Origin of the sequence: Erythrobacter sp., assembly GCF_038133525.1 — a bacterium.
Taxonomy (GTDB): Bacteria; Pseudomonadota; Alphaproteobacteria; order Sphingomonadales; family Sphingomonadaceae; genus Qipengyuania.
The window spans coordinates 1-18,205 of record NZ_JAYPTL010000007.1 but is presented as its reverse complement, the minus strand read 5'-3'; the positions used below and the strand labels follow the sequence as shown (position 1 = coordinate 18,205).

At 63.3% G+C, this 18,205-nt stretch carries 16 protein-coding genes and 1 tRNA gene; 13 read left to right on the top strand and 4 right to left on the bottom strand.

The annotated features are described in order from the left end of the window. The 3 genes from AAFM29_RS03045 to AAFM29_RS03035 form a co-directional block, all read left to right on the top strand. A partial coding sequence (locus AAFM29_RS03045; RefSeq protein ID WP_341711357.1) for a D-arabinono-1,4-lactone oxidase occupies positions 1–228 on the top strand: 228 nt, incomplete at its 5' end. Beyond that, positions 221–1,483 carry an alanine racemase gene (locus AAFM29_RS03040; protein ID WP_341711356.1) on the top strand — a complete coding sequence of 421 codons (1,263 nt, stop codon included), beginning with the start codon at positions 221–223 and terminating at the stop codon, positions 1,481–1,483. The genes AAFM29_RS03045 and AAFM29_RS03040, both read left to right, overlap by 8 nt. Before the next feature lie 177 nt (positions 1,484–1,660). Next, positions 1,661–2,173 carry a cytochrome c family protein gene (locus AAFM29_RS03035; protein WP_341711355.1) on the top strand — a complete coding sequence of 171 codons (513 nt, stop codon included), beginning with the start codon at positions 1,661–1,663 and terminating at the stop codon, positions 2,171–2,173. Between the two features lie 85 nt (positions 2,174–2,258). On the opposite strand, the gene AAFM29_RS03030 is transcribed toward AAFM29_RS03035, so the two are convergent. After that, positions 2,259–2,349: transfer RNA gene (locus AAFM29_RS03030), tRNA-Ser, on the bottom strand. 310 nt (positions 2,350–2,659) lie between these two features. Here AAFM29_RS03030 and AAFM29_RS03025 point away from each other — a divergent pair. Both AAFM29_RS03025 and AAFM29_RS03020 read left to right on the top strand, forming a co-directional pair. Beyond that, entirely contained in the window at positions 2,660–3,625 is a 966-nt protein-coding gene (locus AAFM29_RS03025) for a peptidylprolyl isomerase (protein WP_341711407.1), read from the top strand. Then, on the top strand, positions 3,622–3,936 hold the full coding sequence (locus AAFM29_RS03020; protein ID WP_341711354.1) for a DUF1905 domain-containing protein: 315 nt from the start codon (positions 3,622–3,624) through the stop codon (positions 3,934–3,936). Before AAFM29_RS03025 ends, AAFM29_RS03020 begins: the two co-directional genes overlap by 4 nt. Here the strand turns inward: AAFM29_RS03020 and AAFM29_RS03015 are convergent. Both AAFM29_RS03015 and AAFM29_RS03010 read right to left on the bottom strand, forming a co-directional pair. Continuing rightward, positions 3,933–4,298, bottom strand: a complete 366-nt coding sequence (locus AAFM29_RS03015; RefSeq protein ID WP_341711353.1) for a VOC family protein — start codon at positions 4,296–4,298, stop codon at positions 3,933–3,935. The two genes, AAFM29_RS03020 and AAFM29_RS03015, sit on opposite strands and share 4 nt — an antisense overlap. Next, a complete protein-coding gene (locus AAFM29_RS03010; protein ID WP_341711352.1) occupies positions 4,295–6,385 on the bottom strand; it encodes a bifunctional (p)ppGpp synthetase/guanosine-3',5'-bis(diphosphate) 3'-pyrophosphohydrolase in 2,091 nt (696 codons plus the stop codon). The genes AAFM29_RS03015 and AAFM29_RS03010 overlap by 4 nt, the downstream gene beginning before the upstream one ends. A gap of 118 nt (positions 6,386–6,503) precedes the next feature. Between AAFM29_RS03010 and AAFM29_RS03005 the strand changes: the two genes are divergently transcribed. Genes AAFM29_RS03005 through AAFM29_RS02990 form a run of 4 tightly spaced genes read left to right on the top strand, consistent with a single transcriptional unit; the run spans position 6,504 to position 12,671 of the window. After that, positions 6,504–10,079: a hydantoinase B/oxoprolinase family protein gene (locus AAFM29_RS03005; protein WP_341711351.1), complete on the top strand. Its 3,576-nt coding sequence runs from the start codon at positions 6,504–6,506 to the stop codon at positions 10,077–10,079. Continuing rightward, positions 10,076–10,747: a DUF969 domain-containing protein gene (locus tag AAFM29_RS03000; RefSeq protein ID WP_341711350.1), complete on the top strand. Its 672-nt coding sequence runs from the start codon at positions 10,076–10,078 to the stop codon at positions 10,745–10,747. The genes AAFM29_RS03005 and AAFM29_RS03000 overlap by 4 nt, the downstream gene beginning before the upstream one ends. Continuing rightward, entirely contained in the window at positions 10,744–11,694 is a 951-nt protein-coding gene (locus AAFM29_RS02995) for a DUF979 domain-containing protein (RefSeq protein ID WP_341711349.1), read from the top strand. Before AAFM29_RS03000 ends, AAFM29_RS02995 begins: the two co-directional genes overlap by 4 nt. Next, on the top strand, positions 11,685–12,671 hold the full coding sequence (locus AAFM29_RS02990) for a DUF2891 domain-containing protein (RefSeq protein WP_341711348.1): 987 nt from the start codon (positions 11,685–11,687) through the stop codon (positions 12,669–12,671). The genes AAFM29_RS02995 and AAFM29_RS02990 overlap by 10 nt, the downstream gene beginning before the upstream one ends. Here the strand turns inward: AAFM29_RS02990 and AAFM29_RS02985 are convergent. Next, positions 12,662–14,692, bottom strand: coding sequence for a glycoside hydrolase family 3 C-terminal domain-containing protein (locus AAFM29_RS02985; RefSeq protein WP_341711347.1), 2,031 nt, complete (start codon positions 14,690–14,692; stop codon positions 12,662–12,664). The two genes, AAFM29_RS02990 and AAFM29_RS02985, sit on opposite strands and share 10 nt — an antisense overlap. A 134-nt stretch (positions 14,693–14,826) precedes the next feature. On the opposite strand from AAFM29_RS02985, the gene AAFM29_RS02980 reads away from it, so the two are divergent. The 4 genes from AAFM29_RS02980 to AAFM29_RS02965 form a co-directional block, all read left to right on the top strand. Beyond that, complete coding sequence (locus AAFM29_RS02980; protein ID WP_341711346.1) at positions 14,827–15,798, top strand: metalloregulator ArsR/SmtB family transcription factor; 972 nt, start codon at positions 14,827–14,829, stop codon at positions 15,796–15,798. Next, a complete protein-coding gene (gene metF / locus AAFM29_RS02975) occupies positions 15,795–16,715 on the top strand; it encodes a methylenetetrahydrofolate reductase [NAD(P)H] (RefSeq protein ID WP_341711345.1) in 921 nt (306 codons plus the stop codon). Before AAFM29_RS02980 ends, metF begins: the two co-directional genes overlap by 4 nt. 2 nt (positions 16,716–16,717) lie before the next feature. Continuing rightward, on the top strand, positions 16,718–17,764 hold the full coding sequence (locus AAFM29_RS02970) for a homocysteine S-methyltransferase family protein (protein ID WP_341711344.1): 1,047 nt from the start codon (positions 16,718–16,720) through the stop codon (positions 17,762–17,764). Next, on the top strand, positions 17,764–18,205 hold a 442-nt coding region (locus AAFM29_RS02965), incomplete at its 3' end, for a dihydropteroate synthase (RefSeq protein ID WP_341711343.1). The genes AAFM29_RS02970 and AAFM29_RS02965, both read left to right, overlap by 1 nt.

The window sequence follows — 18,205 nt, the reverse complement described above, 5'->3', positions numbered from 1 at the left end:
GTCCACGCCGATTACAAGGAAGCCAACGACTGGATGTTCGACCTGATTGAACCCGTGCTGCGCGAGGCCGGTGGGCGGCCGCATTGGGGCAAGCTCCATTCGCTCGCCGCACCCGAGCTGAAGGCGCTGTATCCCATGTTTACGGAGGCGATGGCGGTGCGCAAGTCCCTAGATCCACAGGGCCGCCTGCTCAACCCGTTCCTGACCAGGCTGTTCGTAAATGGCTAAGGTCAGCCGCCGGGGCCTGTTGATCGGCGGCGGTGCACTCGTCGTTGCGGGTATCGGAACGCTGGTCGCGCGCCCGGCCATGGGAGGTGGCATGCATAGTCCCTATTTCGCGAAACTTTCGCAGGCGCTGCGCCAGGCAGACCTGATGCGGCCGACGCTGGTGATCGATCGCAACCGGCTCGATGCAAATGCGGCGGCCATCCGCAACAGCACCCGCCAAGCGAACCTGCCATTGCGGGTCGTCGCGAAGTCGCTGCCGTCGCCTGCGCTGCTCGCCCGCGTAATGCAGGGGATGGATGATCGGCGGCTGATGGCCTTCAGCGCCGAGATGCTGCTCCAGCTTTTCCCGCTCCACCCGCAGGCCAGCTATCTGATGGGCAAACCGTTGCCGGTTAGCGAGTTCGTGCGTTTCACCGAGCAGGCGGGCGCGGAGGCGGCAGGCGCAGTGGAATGGCTGATCGACACGCCGCAGCGGCTCGAGGAGTATTCGGTCGCGGCAAAAGCGCGCAACGTTTCGCTGCGCGCCAACTTCGAGATCGACGTCGGCCTGCACCGGGGTGGCTTCGCCGATGCCCAAACCCTGGCCGGGGCAGCGCGAATGGCGCAAGCGGTTGGGGTCGTGGTTGCAGGCTTGATGGGCTATGATCCGCACGTCCCCAAAATGCCTTCGCCAGACAGTGCCTATGCAGAGACGCAGAAGGCTTATGCGGAGGCGATTGCCGCGCTGGATGCTGCCGGAATACCCCAGGTTCGTGAGTTGACCCTCAACGGGGCGGGCAGTCCCACCTTCCGTCGTCACTGCGCCGGGACCATCGTCAACGAGGTTTCCGTGGGATCGGCTTTCGTGAAACCGGGCGATTTCGACTATGACGACCTGGCTGACCTGATGCCAGCCGCCTTCATCGCGACGCCCGTGCTCAAGCGTGAGGGCGACATGAAGCTACCGGGGATCGAAGCTTTCTCCGGCGCAATGCACTGGTTCGATCGCAATACGGAACGCGGCTTCTTCGTTCATGGCGGCCATTGGCTGGCCAAGCCGCACTCGCCTCAGGGTCTGCAATATTCGAAGCTGTTCGGGCGATCGTCCAACCAGGAACTGCTCACCGGCTCGCACAAGGTCGATCTGCGGCCGGGCGACACGGTTTTCTATCGCCCGGACCAGAGCGAGGCGCTGTTCCTCCAGTTCGGGGACATCGCGGTCTATGATGGCAGCGCGATCGTAGAAGCCTGGCCGACGCTTCCGATCAGCGCCTGACGCAATGTTCGGTGCAATTGGGGGATGAACTGGCTCGCTGTTGGGGCCGAATGCGGAAAAAGCGCTCGACTTCGATTTCCTTGAGTACCATCTTGCGATCCTGTCCGGCCGTGGGGGCAAAGGCCCGGTGACCTGTCGCTTGCAATGCTGCAGCAACCAGGGTGTGAAAGGAAATCAATGAAAAAGCTGGTGAAATTCCTGGGTGTTGCTGCACCGGTCGCGCTGCTCGGTGCCTGCGGTGGCAGCGGTGGCGAGCCCACCGAAGCGTCCACCGATACAACTGTGGAATCTGCGGCCCCAACCGCGGCTCCGGAGCCCGAGGCACCCCCGCCAACGGCTGAGGACACGACGACCCTCGATGGCACCACGCTGGCTTCCTTGAGCGGCGATGCCGCGCACGGCGAACAGGTTTTCGCCCAGTGCAGGGCCTGTCACTCGGTCGAACCCGGCAAGAACGGGATCGGCCCCTCACTGGCCGGGGTCGTCGGGCGTACGGCTGGTGCAGTTGAAGGCTTTCAATACACCGAAGCCAACCGCACCAGCGGGATCACCTGGAGCGCGGAAAAGCTGTACCAGTACATCGAGAAGCCGCGGCGGGTTGTGCCCGGGACCAAGATGATCTTCGCCGGCATGCCAAAGGGCCAGGACCGCGCGGATGTGATCGCCTATCTCCTGTCGACCGGTCAGTAAATCGGTCACCAACGGCAAGGGACGCGGGCCGTCAGCGGTCCGCGCCCCTTGTGTTTGCCGACGATAGGCAGCCGATCAGGCAAAGTGGCGGAGCGGGAGGGATTCGAACCCTCGATACGGGGTTACCGTATACACACTTTCCAGGCGTGCGCCTTCGACCACTCGGCCACCGCTCCGTTGTTTCCTTTGTGCCCTATCGCATTGCTACTTGAGGGCAATTGGGTCCTGGTCAAACCCGCGCTCAAGTAGCGCAAAGCGCGGTAACGCCACAAAAGAGCCGCGCCTCTAGCGGCGGGAGGGGCTTTTCGCAAGCCGAAGTGGCGCGGCTCTATTTCCCTTTTCCATTTTGGTGGTAGACATCGGCCTAGCGACGATGCTGCGCGGATCAGGCATTCCCAGCGAACATCGTCTCGAAGCCCCCTTTCGCCCGTACAATGCGCGAGAGGGGGCTTTCGTTTGCGCCGGGCAGGTGGCACCATGCCCAATATGATCAGGAACCTGACCGCGCTCGCCGCCATCCTCGCCTTGTCCGTCCCCGCCGCCGCGCAGGAGGAGCCGCGAGCCGCGCCTTCACCGAACGAGATCGTTGCACAGGCACAACCATCAGAGTGGAAGGAGATCGCGGCCGAGGACCTGCTGGTGATGAGGCTTGCCGATGATGCGGATGGGCAAGAGCGCAAGGTTGTGATCCAGCTGATGCCTGCTCCCTTCTCGCAAGGCTGGGTGCAGAACATCCGCACCTTCGCGCGCGCGCATTGGTACGACAACATCACCGTCAACCGCGTTCAGGACAATTACGTCGTCCAGTGGGGCGATGTGAACTACGACAACCCCGAGGCGACGGGGGAGCCGAAGCCGTTGCCGGAAGGACTCAGGGTAATGGGTGAGGCGGACTACCTCGCTGCAGGTCTCCATCGGGCAGTCGACAAGTTGGGTAATGGAAGCGTACTCGCTAGCGATCCTTATGCGTCGAAGACTTACGTCTTCAATGGATGGCCTATTGCCACTGATGCGCGCGCGCTCCTAGCGTGGCCTACCCACTGCTACGGAATGGTTGGCGTTGGTCGAAATCTCTCGCCCGATACTGGCACCGGGGCCGAACTCTACACCGTGATCGGCCAAGCGCCGCGCCATCTCGATCGCAATATCGCGCTGGTCGGGCGAATCGTGGAGGGAATGGAGCACCTCTCCTCGCTGCCGCGCGGGCATGGCGACCTTGGCTTCTATGCCGCAGACGAGGCCGACAAGCGCACGCCGATCCTTTCAGTTCGCGTTGCGAGCGACCTGCCCGAGGCGGAACGCCCGCGCTTCGAATATCTCTCGACCGAAGGGGAGACCTTCGCCCGCTATGCCGATGCCCGTGCGAACCGGCGCGATCCCTTCTTTATCGTTCCTGCGGGCGGCGCCGACGTCTGCAACATCCCGGTTCCGATCCGGCGCATCGCCGAGTGACTGAACAGGTCGCTTTCACCGCTGAAATCGCCCGCTGGCAGGGCGAAAAGGCGGTCTATCATGTGGTGACGATCGGCGGTGAGGCGGCCGAAGCGATCACCATGCACGAGCGACTGCGCCGGCTGGAATTCGGTGCGCGGCGCGGCTTCGGATCGGTCAAGGTGATGGCACAGGTCGGCACAACGCGCTGGAAGACTTCGGTCTTCCCGTCGAAATCGGGTGAGTGGTGGCTGCTTGTCGGCCGCAAGGTGTTGAAGGCGGAAGACCTCGTCGCCGGCGAGAAGGCTGCGATCGCGCTCGAGCTGTTCTAAACCCGCTGCATCAGTTCGATGCGGTTGCCGAAAGGATCGGCAATGTCGCCGCGAACATAGCCCTCGAGCTTCTTGCCTGGCTTGAACGGGATACCCGCCTGCTCAAGCCGCGTGACCAGCGTGCGCAGATCGCGCACCAGCAGCGCCGGATGTGCGCGGCGGGCGGGGAGGAAGCCGTCTTCCACGCCGCAATGGATCGCGATTCCATCGCCTTCGAACCAGCACCCGCCATTGACTGCCAGGTGCGGCGGCTTGGCGATTTCGTGCAGGCCCATGATCCCTTCCCAGAACCGGCGGGCATGCGGCTCCCCGCCATGCGGCATGGCCAGCTGGACGTGATCGATCCCGGTGATGTGGTTCATACGCGCTCCGCCTGGGCGACCGCGTCGCTCGCGCGCAGTGCGCTGAGGATGCGCGTCAGGTGCGGAAGGTCCTGCACCTCAAGCTCGACCTCGTAGGTGGTGAAGGGATGATCGAGCTGGGTCTGCTCGAGCGTGGTCACATTGCTGTGGTTCTGGGCGAAGATGGTGGCCATCTCCGCCAGCGTGCCTGGCCGGTCATACAGCGTCACCCGTAACTGGCCGACGGCCCCCCGCGAACGCTTGCCCCAGCTGAGGTCGAGCCAGTCGGTATCGATCCCGCTAGCCAGCTGCGGGCAGTCGATCGCGTGGACTTCCACCCCTTCGCCTGCCTTGCGGATGCCGACAATGCGGTCGCCGGGCACCGGGTGGCAACATGACGCCAGCTGGAAGCCTACACCGGCGGTCAGGCCGCGGATCGACAGTGCCTTCCCACTGCGGGTCCAGTCCGGTTCGTCCTCCAGGTCTGCCGTGCAACCAGGGACCAGTGCTTCCATGACTTGTCGGTCTTCGATCTTTGCCGCGCCAACGGCGTAGTAGAGGTCTTCCTCTTCTTCCATCTCGAGCCGTTTGAGCGCTTCGCGAACCGCCTTCTTGCCGATCTTGGCGGGCACGCGCAGGGCGATCTCGTCGAACAGCTTCTTGCCGATCTCGGCGATCTCAGCACGCTCCTTGAGTCGTACTGCGCGACGGATCGAGGCGCGGGCCTTGCCCGTCACGACGAAGCCAAGCCAGCTCATCTGCGGTTCGGCCTTGGGGCTTTTGATGATCTCGACCACGTCGCCGTTGTTCAGCTGCGTGCGCAGCGGCATGTGACGCCCGTTGATCTTCGCGCCCACGGTTTGGGCGCCCAGATCGGTATGGACCGCAAAGGCGAAGTCGACCGGGGTCGCGCCCTTGGGCAGCTGGAACAGAGCGCCCTTCGGCGTGAAGGCGAAGATACGATCCTGGTAGACCGCCAGCCTGGTGTGCTCGAGCAGTTCCTCGGCATCATGGCTGGCGTCGACGATCTCGATGAGATCGCGCAGCCAGCCTACCTGGCCGTCCGGGCGATTGCCCTGCTTGTAGGCCCAGTGGGCGGCAAGTCCGAACTCATTGGTACGGTGCATCTCGCGGGTGCGGATCTGCACCTCGACGCGCATCGACTTGCCGTAGATCAGCGAGGTGTGGAGCGATTTGTAGCCATTGGTCTTCGGGGTCGAGATGTAGTCCTTGAACTTGCCCGGCAGGAACTGCCAGGTCGTGTGCAGGACACCCAAGGCGCGATAGCAGTCGACGACGTCTTCGGTGATGATCCGAAACGCCATGATGTCGGTGACCTGCTCGAAGCTGACGTGACGTTCGGCCATCTTGCGCCAGATCGAATAGGGGTGTTTCTCGCGACCCGAGACCTCGGTTTTGATCCCTGCTTCGGCCAGCGCGTGCTTCATATCGAGCGCGATGGCGTCAACCTGACCGCCGTCCTCGCTGCGGATCTGTTCGAGCCGTTGAGTGATCGTGCGATATGCCTCGGGTTCAATCTGCTCGAAGGCGAGCATCTGCATCTCGCGCATGTATTCATACATGCCCACCCGCTCTGCCAGCGGGGCATAGATATCCATCGTTTCGCGGGCGATGCGCTGGCGTTTCTCGGGACTCTTGATGAAATGCAGCGTGCGCATGTTGTGCAGCCGATCGCCAAGCTTGACCAGCAACACGCGGATATCCTCACTCATCGCCAGCAGGAACTTGCGCAGGTTCTCCGCCGCCCGGTCGTTTTCGGGCATCTGCTCGATCTTCGAGAGCTTGGTCACCCCGTCGACCAGTCGCGCGACGTCGGTACCGAAGTTCTTCTCGATATCGTCGATCGTCGCCAGCGTATCCTCGACCGTGTCGTGGAGCAGCGCCGTAACGATGGTTTCCTGGTCGAGCTTGAGATCGGTCATCAACCCGGCCACTTCGACCGGATGGCTGAAATAGGGATCCCCCGACGCGCGAGTCTGGGTTCCGTGCTTCTGCACGGTATAGACATAGGCGCGATTCAGCATCGCTTCGTCGGCGTTCGGGTCGTAGTCGAGGACCCTTTCTACAAGTTCGTACTGGCGTAGCATTGTGTGCCCACGATGTGAGGATTCACGCTGTCTTTGCAACGCAAAAAACCTGTGCGCAGTAATCGATGCGATACTTTGTGCGGTTGCGTGCGAAATGCGCTCGCCTAGGGTGCGGCCGATGGCCCAGACGCAGCATACCAGTTCAGGAGCCGGCGGTTGGCGATTTGCCATCGATCGCGGGGGCACCTTTACCGACGTTGTGGCGACCACGCCGGATGGGCGGTTGGTGACGGACAAGCTGCTGTCCGAAAACCCCGGCTTCTATGCCGATGCCGCGAGCGAGGCGGTGCGCCGCCTGATGGCCCGGCACGGCGAGGGACCGATCGCCGAGGTGCGGATCGGGACAACGGTCGCCACCAACGCCTTGCTCGAACGCAAGGGCGAACGGCTGGCGCTGGTGATCACCAAGGGGTTCGGCGATGCACTGCGTATCGGAACGCAGGCGCGGCCGGAGATTTTCGCGCGGCACATCGTGCTGCCGGAGCAATTGCCGGCGCGAGTTGTCGAAATCGACGAACGGGTCGGCGTCGACGGCGAAGTCCTGCGACAGCTCGACGATGCGCAGGCGCGGGCCGATCTCCAAGCCTTGCGGGCGGAGGGCTTCGACGCTGTCGCCATCGTGCTGATGCACGGCTGGAGGCATCGCGCCCACGAGGTGCGGCTCGCACAAATTGCGCGCGAGATCGGCTTCGCGCAGGTCAGCGCAAGTCATGAGGTGGCACCGCTGATCCGTCTCGTCCCGCGCGGCGATACAACGGTGGTCGATGCCTATCTCTCGCCGGTATTGCGTCGATACACCGACACGCTGCAGGCCAGCCTGCCTGCGACCGGGAGCCTGCGCTTCATGCAGTCCAGCGGCGGCCTTGCCGAAGTCGGCGCGTTCCGGGGCAAGGATGCGATCCTTTCCGGTCCAGCAGGCGGGGTGGTTGGCATGGTTGCAGCGAGCGCTCCACTCGGTCACGGCAAGCTGATCGGCTTCGACATGGGTGGGACTAGCACCGACGTTGCCCATTACGCCGGCGAGTACGAACTCACTGGCGACAGCGTCGTCGCGGGTGTCAGGGTCGCCGCGCCGATGATGCAGATCCATACGGTCGCCGCTGGCGGCGGCTCGATCTGCCGCTTCGACGGCTCGCGCTTCCGGGTCGGGCCGGAAAGCGCCGGGGCCGATCCGGGGCCGGCCTGCTATCGCAAGGGCGGTCCCTTGACCGTGACCGACTGCAATCTCTTCCTGGGCCGGATCGACCCGGCATTCTTTCCCAAGGTGTTCGGTCCCGATGGCGACGAGCCGCTCGATCCTTTGGCAGCCAAGGCGCGACTGGAGGAAGTCGCCGACGCATTGCCCGAACCGAAGCCGCTCGAAGAAATTGCCGAAGGCTTTCTGGCCATCGCGGTCGACAACATGGCCAATGCCATCCGCAAGATCAGCGTGGCGCGCGGGCACGATGTGACTGCCTATGCCCTCGCTTGCTTCGGCGGGGCGGGCGGGCAGCACGCCTGCAGGGTCGCGGACGCGCTGGGGATGGAGACCGTGCTGGTTCACCCGCTGGCGGGTATCCTCTCGGCCTATGGCATCGGCCTTGCGCCGGTTAAGGCGATACAAGAGGTCAGCCTGGTCCGCCCACTGATCGAGAGCTTCGACGATGCTCTCTCGACCCTCCAAGATCAGGCGCGGCAGGCGCTGCTGGACCAGGGAATAGCTCAGGTTGACATAGTCCTCGAAAGCCGTGCCCGGCTGCGTTTCGCGGGAAGCGATAGCCTGATTGCCATTGCTTGCGGCAACCCCGATGCAATGGATGCAAGCTTTCGCGGGCTCCATCGCCAGCGCTTCGGCTATTCGGATGCCGAGGCGCCTATCATCGTCGAGGCGCTGAGCGTCGAGGCGAGCGGACATTCGGGCGGGTTGGGCAGCGCCGTGCCCGAACCCGTCACAACGCGCGGCGAGGCGTCGGGTAATTGGCCGACCATGGAACGCGCTGCGATGCGGCAAGGCGAAATCGTTGCAGGTCCTGCGCTGATCATCGACCCCGGTTCCACCACCGTGGTCGAAGGTGGCTGGCAGGCCCGGCTGGAGCACGAGGGCAGCCTGGTACTTACCCGTGCCGTTCCCGTGCAGCGTGATCGCGCAGTCGGTACGGCGGTGGATCCGATACGGCTCGAGATCTTCAACAACCTCTTCATGGCCATCGCTGAAGAGATGGGGGTGGTGCTTCAGTCCACCGCTACTTCGGTCAACATCAAGGAACGGCTCGACTTCTCCTGCGCGCTGTTCGACCGCGCAGGCGCGCTGATTGCCAACGCGCCGCACATCCCGGTCCATCTGGGCAGCATGGGCGACAGCATCGCTCGCGTGATCGAGGCGAGGGGCGAAGGCAGGGACGGGCGCGGCTTCCGGCGCGGCGATGCCTATGTCCTCAACGATCCCTATCGGGGCGGCACGCACCTGCCCGACATCACCGTGATCGTCCCAGTCTTCTATGACGACGACGGGAACGAGCCGGATGCCTTCGTTGCGGCGCGCGGCCATCATGCCGATATCGGCGGGATCGCGCCCGGTTCGATGCCACCTGAAAGCCGGACGATCGAGGAAGAAGGCGTCCTGATCGACAATGCGCTGCTGGTCGACGAGGGACGCTTCGAGGAGGCGGCGATGCGCACCTTGCTCGCTTCGGCGGCGTATCCGGCTCGCAATCCCGACCGCAACCTGTCCGACTTGCGCGCTCAGCTTGCTGCCTGCACGCGCGGAACGGAACTGTTGCAGGGTGCGGCGAGGGACCAGGGCGCAGACGTGGTGGCGGCCTATATGGATCACGTCCTCGCCAATGCCGAAGAGAGCGTGCGCCGCCTGCTCGACCGGCTGGATGACGGCTCTTTGACCTATGAAATGGACAATGGAGCCACGGTGCAAGTGGCGATCCGCATCGACCGCGCCGAGCGCTCTGCGGTGTTCGATTTCACCGGCACCAGTGACCAGCTACCCGATAACTTCAATGCCCCGCGTTCGATCACGCGGGCGGCCGCGCTCTATGTGCTGCGCACGCTGATCGATGACGCGATCCCGATGAACGATGGCTGCCTGCGCCCAGTCGAACTGGTTGTGCCCGAAGGTTCGATGCTCAACCCTCGGCCCGGCGCGGCGGTTGTCGCGGGAAATGTCGAAACCAGCCAGGTGGTCACCGACGCGCTGTTCGCCGCGACCGGTCGCCTTGCGCCGAGCCAGGGGACGATGAACAACTTCACCTTCGGCAATGAGCAACACCAATATTACGAGACGATCTGCGGCGGTTCGGGTGCAGGGCCGGATCATGATGGGACCAGCGCGGTGCAGACGCATATGACCAATTCCCGCCTGACCGATCCGGAGATACTCGAGACGCGACTGCCCGTGCGGCTGGAAAGCTTCGCGATCCGTCACGGTTCGGGCGGGCCGGGACTGCACCATGGCGGTGACGGCGTCGAACGGCGCGTGACCTTTCTCGAACCGATGCGCGCCAACATGCTCGCCAATCGCCGCAGGATCGCGCCCAAGGGGATCTGCGGCGGCGGAGACGCACAGCCGGGCCGCAATTGGGTCGAGCGGGTGGATGGATCGCGCGAGGACCTGAGCGCAACGGCTTCGGCGGACATGCAACCGGGCGATTGCTTTGTGATCCTGACGCCCGGCGGTGGGGGATATGGGGAGATATCCGGGTGAACTACTGGCCGCTCCTTGGCATTGCCATCGTTGTCCTTGGCTTTGCCCTGCGTTTCAATCCGCTGCTGGTTGTCGTCAGCGCGGCGCTGGCGACGGGCGTGCTTGCCGGGCTCGACCTCGTCGCGGTGATCGAGGCGCTGGGCAAGGCCTTCAACGACAACCGCTATATCTCGGTCACCTGGATCATCCTGCCGGTGATCGGCCTGCTCGAACGCTATGGCCTGCAGCAGCGCGCCCGTGCTGTGATCGAGGGTATGCGCGGGGCGACCATGGGCAAACTGCTGGTTGCCTATCTTCTATTCCGGCAGCTCACGGCGGCGCTGGGCATGAAGGACATCGGTGGCCATCCGCAGGCCGTGCGCCCACTGGTCGCACCGATGGCCGAGGCGGCGGCCCAGAAGACTCACGGAGAACTGTCCGAAGGAGAGCGGGACAAGGTCAAGGCCATGGCTGCCGCGACCGACAATGTAGGCCTGTTCTTTGGCGAAGACATCTTCTTCGCCATTGCCTCGATCCTCCTGATTCAGGGCGTGTTCGAGAGCGCCGGCTATCCTCTGACGCCGCTGCAACTGTCGGTCTGGGCGATCCCCACCGCGATCTGCGCCTTTCTCATCCACGGCAGCCGCATTCTCGCCTTCGACCGCAGGCTGGGGAGGGCACGGCGATGATCACCTATGAATGGCTCTATGCGCTGGCGGGCGCAGCCTTCGGTGTCTGGTCGCTGCTGTCGCTGCATGACCGGCTTTGGGGCAATGCCGCGTTCTGGGCGCTGCTGGCGGCAAGCTTCCTGATCGGCAGCCATGTATCCGACCTGGTCAACGGGCTGCTTGTGCTGGCGATGGTAGCGATTGCCGGGTTTGGCGGCCTGAGGCGCAGCAATCCTTCGACCACCTTGGCTGAAGAGCGCCTGTCTCTTTCGGAAAGGTTCGGGAACCGGCTGTTCTTTCCCGCTCTGATCGTACCGCTGACAGCGGTCGCGGGGACGCTGCTCTACAATTACACGCCATTTCGCGAGACTGGCCTGTTCGAGGCTCGGCGCGAGACGTTGATCCTGTTCGGCCTGGGTGTCCTGGTTGCTCTGGTGGTCGCCATGCTGTGGTTGCGGCCGCCGCTGCTGGCTCCTGCACAGGACGGTAGGCGACTACTCGATTCGATCGGCTGGGCGGCGATCCTGCCGCAGATGCTCGCGGCGCTGGGTGCCGTCTTCGCCCTGGCAGGGGTGGGTGAGATCATCGGTGGGGTAGCCGGAGACGTGATCCCCAAGGGCAGCGTCTTCCTTACCGTACTCGTCTTCGCGCTGGGCATGGCATTGTTCACGATGATCATGGGCAATGCCTTTGCCGCCTTCCCGGTCATGGCGGCAGCGATCGGTATTCCGCTGTTGGTTCAGCAATATGGCGGCAACCCCGCGGTTATCGGCGCGGTCGGCATGCTCGCCGGTTTCTGCGGCACGCTGATGACCCCGATGGCGGCCAATTTCAACATCGTGCCGGCGGCGCTGCTTGAACTGAAGGACCAGAACGGAGTGATCCGTCAACAGATCGGAACCGCCCTCCCGCTCTGGGCCTGCAATGTCGCGATCATCTATGTGGGAGCATTCCTGTTATGGAACTGACCGAGGATATCGCCCGCAATTTTGCCCGAATTGCCTTGGGCCACGTGACGCGGCCCTATCCCTACAAGGATGATCATGTCTTCGAGAGCGAAGCGGACGTCCGACCCCCGTGGGTGGCACATCCGGTCTTCTTCGGTAGCTATGACTGGCACAGCTGTGTCCACGGATGGTGGACCTTGCTGACCTTGCGGCGGCTTTACCCGGGGATGGAGGAAGCGGCACGGATCGAGGTGCTGGCCGAAGAAACCTTTACCGAAGCCAAACTCGCGACCGAGCTCGCCTATCTTGATCGACCGACCTCGCGGGGTTTCGAACGACCCTATGGTTGGGGATGGCTCCTCTACCTGCATCTCGAAGCTGAGCGGCACGTAGACCGCCAATGGGCCGCGCGTCTCGAACCTTTGGCGCAGGCATTCGCCGCGCGTCTTCGCGACTACCTCAAGGTTCTCACCTATCCGATCACTGTCGGCACGCATTTCAATACGGCCTTCGCACTGGTGCTGGCGCGGCGATGGGCCCTTGGGCGGGATGTGGCGCTGGTCGCGCTGATCGACGATTGGGCGGAGCGCGCGTTTGGCGATCGCAGCGACTATCGCGGGTGGGAACCCGGAGGCGACGAGTTCCTCTCTCCCGTTCTCACTGCGGCCTTGCTCATGAGCGAGGTTCGGCCGCAGCTTTCCTATGCTCCCTGGTTCGATGCACTGGTGGTCGCCAACGGTTGGCTGGCGCGCGAATGCCGCCCGGTTTTCGTTTCCGATCGCAGCGATGGGAAGATTGCCCATCTCGACGGGCTGAACCTCAGCCGAGCCTGGTGCCTGCACGCCATAGCGTCCGAGCTTGAAGGTGATGAGGTGAGCGGGTTACTCCAGCGCCTGGCGGGTCAGCATCTGGATGCCGCGCTGCCACATGTCGCGGGTGATTATATGGGCGAACATTGGTTGGCCAGTTTCGCCCTGCTCGCCCTGCTTCAGCGCTGACGATTGACCAGTGGGAAGGCGATGTCGGGCTGGCCGCGGCCGCTGGTCATGGCTTCTGCAACGCCATGCGGAACAAAGACTTCACCGGACTGTGCACGCTTTTCGTTGAACCCGAGCCGGATTTCATAGGCACCGGATTCGACGGTCCGACGTCCCGCCGCATCAACGGTGCCAAGCTCTTGGGCACCGAGCTCGAACGTGATGCATTCGCGATTGCCGGGGCGCAGATAGACCCGTGTGAAGCCGCGCAGATGGGATTCCTGCGTTTCATGGTCGGGTTCGAGCTTTCGTACGAACAACTGGCTCACCTCACAACCTTCACGCTCGCCGAGATTGCTCACGACTGCGCTGACCAGAACCCGGTCGACCCCCAGTTCGACAGCAAAGTCGGTTAGAGCAAAGTCGGCGTAGGACAGGCCGTGGCCGAACGGCAGGCGCTCCTCTCCTTCGCGTGTCCTTATGGCATAGGGTAACCTGCCGCTGGGGTCATGCTCGCCAGACAAGACTTCGGCGATCGCCTGGCCCGAATGCGTTCCCAATACCCCTGCGTGGACGAGGCATGGGAGCGGTTCGCCGCCGATGTCCGGATCGATTGGGCGGCTGGCGAGGGTGACGACGACCAGGCGCGGATTGGCGGCGCGCAGGGTTTCGAGGAGGGTGCGAGTGGCTCCGGGAAGCGCCCCGCCCGGAGTTCCGGGAATGTCGCCCAAAACGCAGACCACGGTCCGCGTTCGCCTCGCGGCTTCACCCGCCATGCCGATTGCCATGCGGTCCGCGTCGATCATATGCCCGATCGATGTACCATCCTGCCGTAGGGCAAGGCCCGGCGCAAACTTGCAGGCGATCCCCAATTCCTCAAGCCCGTCAATGACGCTTGCTGCTTCGCCCTGACCGCCTCCCATTGGGAGGATGCGATCACGCGCGGCACTGCCGACCACAAGTACTTCGCCCGAATCCACGGTCAGCGGGAGCAGGGCTGGATCGTTCCGCATCAGCACGATCGATTTGCGTGCGAGGTCCAGCGATGGATTGCGAATGTTGCGGGGTGCAGCAGGTTCGGGCTGCGCCGGTGCGAAGCTGGAACGGAACAGGCCAAGATCGTACTTGGCGGCCAGAACGCGCCGCACGGCCTGGTCAATCTCGGTTCGCGAAATGATTTGGTCGGTAACCGCTGCAATCAGCCTTTCGGCCGATATGGAAACGAAGCTGGGTGAGCCGGGAAGTTGACCGGCACGCTCGGCAAGACCGACCCAATCGGACAGCAGCATGCCGTCATAGCTGCCCGGTTGCTTGAGCATCGAAATCGTTTCGCTGGTGCCTGTGTAGTTCGCATCACCCAGGCTTAGGGTCGTTTCTGGCGCGATACTTGCCGGACCGGCCAGCTCGATCGCCGTCGCCAGACTGCTCAGCCTCTCGGTCAGCGCATCAATCCCGCGGCCGCTATTGCTGCGAGGATCGACTGGTCCAAGCTGAAGGCACGCGAGCATATGTATGTGATGAGGTCCGTCAGGTGCCTGTAATCCGCGAATGCGAGCGGCTGCGATATTGGCGGCAAGCCAAGAGGACTCGCCAGCCGAGTGATCGAATCCACTATCGGCAAGGAATTTGGCGGTACCCATGAAGGGAGCCAGGGCCCAGTTGATCCCTAACGCTCCGGCCTCTTCGGCGATCAAGCGCTCGGCTGCCTCAATTGCGTCCAGATCCCAACTGTTCGCGACGCTGATGGGAAGGGGGAGACGAGTGCGCAGCCCCTGCGTCGTGTCCATGCCAATGAACAAGGGGATGCCCAGTCGGGTCTCTTCAGCGGCAATGCGCTGGATCGTCTGCGCTTCGCCCGGCGCGAGCTGGCCAACCACACCGCCGATAAGCCCTCGGCGAAGCTGATCGTGGAATGCAGGGTCGTCTCCAGCGTAGGGTGTCAGGGCCAATTGCCCCGCCTTCTCCTCGAGTGTCATGTACTCGAGGAGGTCTTCGACAAAGCGCTCGCGCACAGGCGCAGGATCGGCGGGACCGTTGGACATCGCCGGCCCGTGATCGCTGAGAATGGTTAATATCCCGTTTGGACTGGGAAAATTGCGCGATAGCCGATCTTTCTGCCGCCTTAGCCAGCATTCGATTTACAGATATAAGAATACCTTTATATTCTCACTTTCGAATGCGGACCGAAACCATCTTTCGCGCGCTGGCCGACCCTACGCGGCTGCGCATCCTGCGCCTGCTGGGCTCGATGGAGCTGGCGGTGGGCGAGGTCGCGCAGGTATTGGGGCAAAGCCAGCCGCGTGTATCGCGGCACATCGGCATACTGTGTGACGCCGGCCTTGCCGAACGGCGACGCGAAGGAAGCTGGACTTTCGTTCGCGGCTGCACGGCCCCCGCCGAAGGCTCTTCGCTTTGCGGCAGCGTGGCGCGATTGCTTGCCGATGCCGAGGGTGAAGACCCTGCTTTTGCCGAAGCCTGCGATGCGGATCGCCGCAAGCTGGCGGAAATCCGCAATCATCGAGAAGCAGAGGCGCAGGCCTATTTCGCGCGCCACGCTGATGACTGGGACGAACTTCGGCGCCTGCACAGTTCGGACCAGGCGATCGAAGATGCGATGGCCCGCGCCCTTGGGAATGCGCCGCTTGGTCGCCTGCTCGATATCGGCACCGGCACGGGCCGCATGGCCGAACTGTTCGCCGAACGGACGGAGCACATCGTTGCGCTCGACAAGAGCCTGGCGATGTTGCGGGTGGCACGGGCCAAGCTGCAGCACCTGCCCGCCGAACGGGTCGAACTGGTTCAGGGTGACTTTGCGTCGCTGCCCTTTGCGCCGGAAAGCTTCGACACTGTGCTGTTCCACCAGGTCCTGCATTTCGCGCAGGCCCCCGGTGCTGCACTGGCCGAGGCCGCGCGGGTTACCCGCCCGGGCGGACGTATCGCCATCGCCGATTTCGCCGCGCATCAGCGCGAGGAATTGCGTGATCGCCATGCGCATGCGCGGCTCGGCTTCGAAGACGGCCAGATGGACGGTCTTCTGGCAGAAGCGGGGTTCGACCCGGCAGCTCCGATCGCACTCGAAGATGGCGAATTGGTAGTGAAGATATGGATCGCCCGACGGTCCAACCAAAAAAGGAGGGCGGCATCATGAGTCCCACGCTCGATCAGATGCGCGAAGCCCAGCGTGCGCTTGAAACACCGCTTTTCTCCGGTCTTCCTGGCGATATCGAGGTGAGCTTCGAGTTTTTCCCGCCCAAGAGCGAGAAGATGGCCGAAACCCTGTGGCACAGTGTCGAAACGCTGAAGCCGCTTGGTCCGCGCTTTGCCAGCGTCACTTATGGTGCGGGCGGATCAACCCGGGAACGCACGCACCAGCAGGTCGTCCGCATCCAGAACGATGCCGGGATTCCCGCGGCGGCGCACCTCACCTGTGTCAACGCCACGCGCGAAGAGGTGGACGAGGTTGCTCGCCATTACTGGGCGGAAGGCATCCGCCATATTGTCGCGCTGCGCGGCGATCCGCCCGACGGCGCCACGAAATATGCACCGCACCCGGGTGGCTATACCAATGCAGTCGACCTGATTGCGGGATTGAAGAAGGTCGCGGATTTCGAGATTTCCTGCGCTGCCTATCCTGAACTGCATCCGGACTCGCCCGACGAAAAGGCCGATATCGATAATCTCAAAGCCAAGTTCGACGCCGGCGCGACGCGCGCGATCACCCAGTTCTTCTTCGACCCGCAGAGCTTCTTCGCCTTCCGTGACAAGGCGGCTGCGGCGGGGATTAACGGAGAGATTGTCCCGGGCATCATGCCGGTCCTCAGCTTTGCAGCCGTGCAGCGGATGAGCAGCCTTTGCGGGACGGCGATCCCGGGCTGGATGGAAGGCCTGTTCGAAGGCCTCGACGATCGCCCTGAAGCCCGCCAACTGGTCAGCGCGACCATCGCCGCTGAGCTGTGTCGCCGCCTTTATGCGGGCGGGGTGCGCCAGTTCCATTTCTACACTCTCAACCGCGCCGAGCTGAGCTATGCGATCTGTCATATGCTCGGCCTGCGCCCGAAGGCCTGACCATGTCCAAGCGCGAAGAATTCCAGGCTGCCGCCGCGCAGCGCATCCTGATCAAGGACGGGCCCTATGGGACCGAGATCCAGCGGGCCAAGTTGGCGGCAGAAGACTATGCTGGCGATACAGGGCTGGCGCAGGACCAAAAGGGCAACAACGACCTGGTCAACCTGACCCAGCCGCAGGTGATCCGCGCCATCTGTGACAGCTATATCGAAGCCGGGGCGCATATCCTTGCGACCAATACCTTCAACGCTAATCGCATCAGCCAGGCGGACTACGGGGCCGAGGGACTGGTGCACGACATCAACGTCGCCGCGGCACGGATCATCCGCGAGGCGATCGACGCTGCTACTGCGAGCGATGGGATTCCGCGTTTCGTCGCCGGGGCAGTCGGGCCGACCAACAAGACCCTGTCGCTCTCACCCGATGTCGAAGACCCGGGCTTTCGCGAGGTCGATTTTGACACCATCGTCGACGTCTATCGCGAACAATGCGCGGCGCTGGTCGAAGGCGGGGTCGATTTCATCCTGGTCGAAACGGTTTTTGACACACTGAATTGCAAGGCTGCGATCATGGCGGTGAAGCAACTCGAGCGCGAACTGGGTCGCGATATCCCGTTGATGATTTCCCTGACCCTGACGGACCTGTCCGGCCGCAACCTCTCGGGCCATACGGTCGAAGCCTTCTGGTACACGGTACGCCACGCGAAACCGCTGACCATTGGCCTTAACTGCAGCTTCGGTGCGGAGCAGTTGCGCCCCCATGTCCAGCTGCTCTCGAGCATCGCCGATACCTACCTGATGGCCTATCCCAATGCCGGGTTGCCCAACGATCTGGGCGAATATGACGAGCTACCCGACACTACCGCCGCGCTGACCCGGCTCTGGGCTGAAAACGGGCGCATCAATGCGCTTGGCGGCTGTTGCGGATCGACCCCGGCGCATATCGCGGCGATGGCCAAGGCGGTCGATGGCCTCGCCCCACGGCGGGTTCCGCAGATTACCCCAGACATGCACCTCGCCGGCCTCGAACCCTTCACGATTGCTGCCTGATGACCGACCAGACTACCACTGCCCGCTTCGTCAATATTGGCGAACGCACCAACGTCACCGGTTCGGCGGCGTTCAAAAAGCTGATCCTTGCCGGAGACTACGACAAGGCGGTCGAGGTCGCTCGCCAACAGGTTGAAAACGGTGCGCAGGTGATCGACGTCAATATGGACGAAGGCCTGCTCGACGCGGTCGAGGCGATGACCACCTTCCTCAAGCTTATCGCGGCCGAGCCGGACATTGCCCGCGTCCCGGTGATGATCGACAGTTCGAAGTTCGAGGTGATCGAAGCCGGGCTCAAGTGCGTCTCGGGCAAGCCGATCGTCAATTCGATCAGCATGAAGGAGGGCGAAGAGGCCTTCCTCGATCATGCCCGCAAATGCATGGACTACGGTGCGGCGGTGGTCGTCATGGCCTTCGACGAGACGGGGCAAGCAGACACGA

Excerpts from the sequence above, each read along its gene's own strand:
- AAFM29_RS03040 (WP_341711356.1), top strand. The coding sequence starts at position 221 with ATGGCTAAGGTCAGCCGCCGGGGCCTGTTGATCGGCGGCGGTGCACTC.
- AAFM29_RS03035 (WP_341711355.1), top strand. The coding sequence starts at position 1,661 with ATGAAAAAGCTGGTGAAATTCCTGGGTGTTGCTGCACCGGTCGCGCTG.
- AAFM29_RS03025 (WP_341711407.1), top strand. The coding sequence starts at position 2,660 with ATGATCAGGAACCTGACCGCGCTCGCCGCCATCCTCGCCTTGTCCGTC.
- AAFM29_RS03015 (WP_341711353.1), bottom strand. The coding sequence starts at position 4,298 with ATGAACCACATCACCGGGATCGATCACGTCCAGCTGGCCATGCCGCAT.
- AAFM29_RS03010 (WP_341711352.1), bottom strand. The coding sequence starts at position 6,385 with ATGCTACGCCAGTACGAACTTGTAGAAAGGGTCCTCGACTACGACCCG.
- AAFM29_RS03005 (WP_341711351.1), top strand. The coding sequence starts at position 6,504 with ATGGCCCAGACGCAGCATACCAGTTCAGGAGCCGGCGGTTGGCGATTT.
- AAFM29_RS02995 (WP_341711349.1), top strand. The coding sequence starts at position 10,744 with ATGATCACCTATGAATGGCTCTATGCGCTGGCGGGCGCAGCCTTCGGT.
- AAFM29_RS02990 (WP_341711348.1), top strand. The coding sequence starts at position 11,685 with ATGGAACTGACCGAGGATATCGCCCGCAATTTTGCCCGAATTGCCTTG.
- AAFM29_RS02985 (WP_341711347.1), bottom strand. The coding sequence starts at position 14,692 with ATGTCCAACGGTCCCGCCGATCCTGCGCCTGTGCGCGAGCGCTTTGTC.
- AAFM29_RS02980 (WP_341711346.1), top strand. The coding sequence starts at position 14,827 with ATGCGGACCGAAACCATCTTTCGCGCGCTGGCCGACCCTACGCGGCTG.
- metF (WP_341711345.1), top strand. The coding sequence starts at position 15,795 with ATGAGTCCCACGCTCGATCAGATGCGCGAAGCCCAGCGTGCGCTTGAA.
- AAFM29_RS02970 (WP_341711344.1), top strand. The coding sequence starts at position 16,718 with ATGTCCAAGCGCGAAGAATTCCAGGCTGCCGCCGCGCAGCGCATCCTG.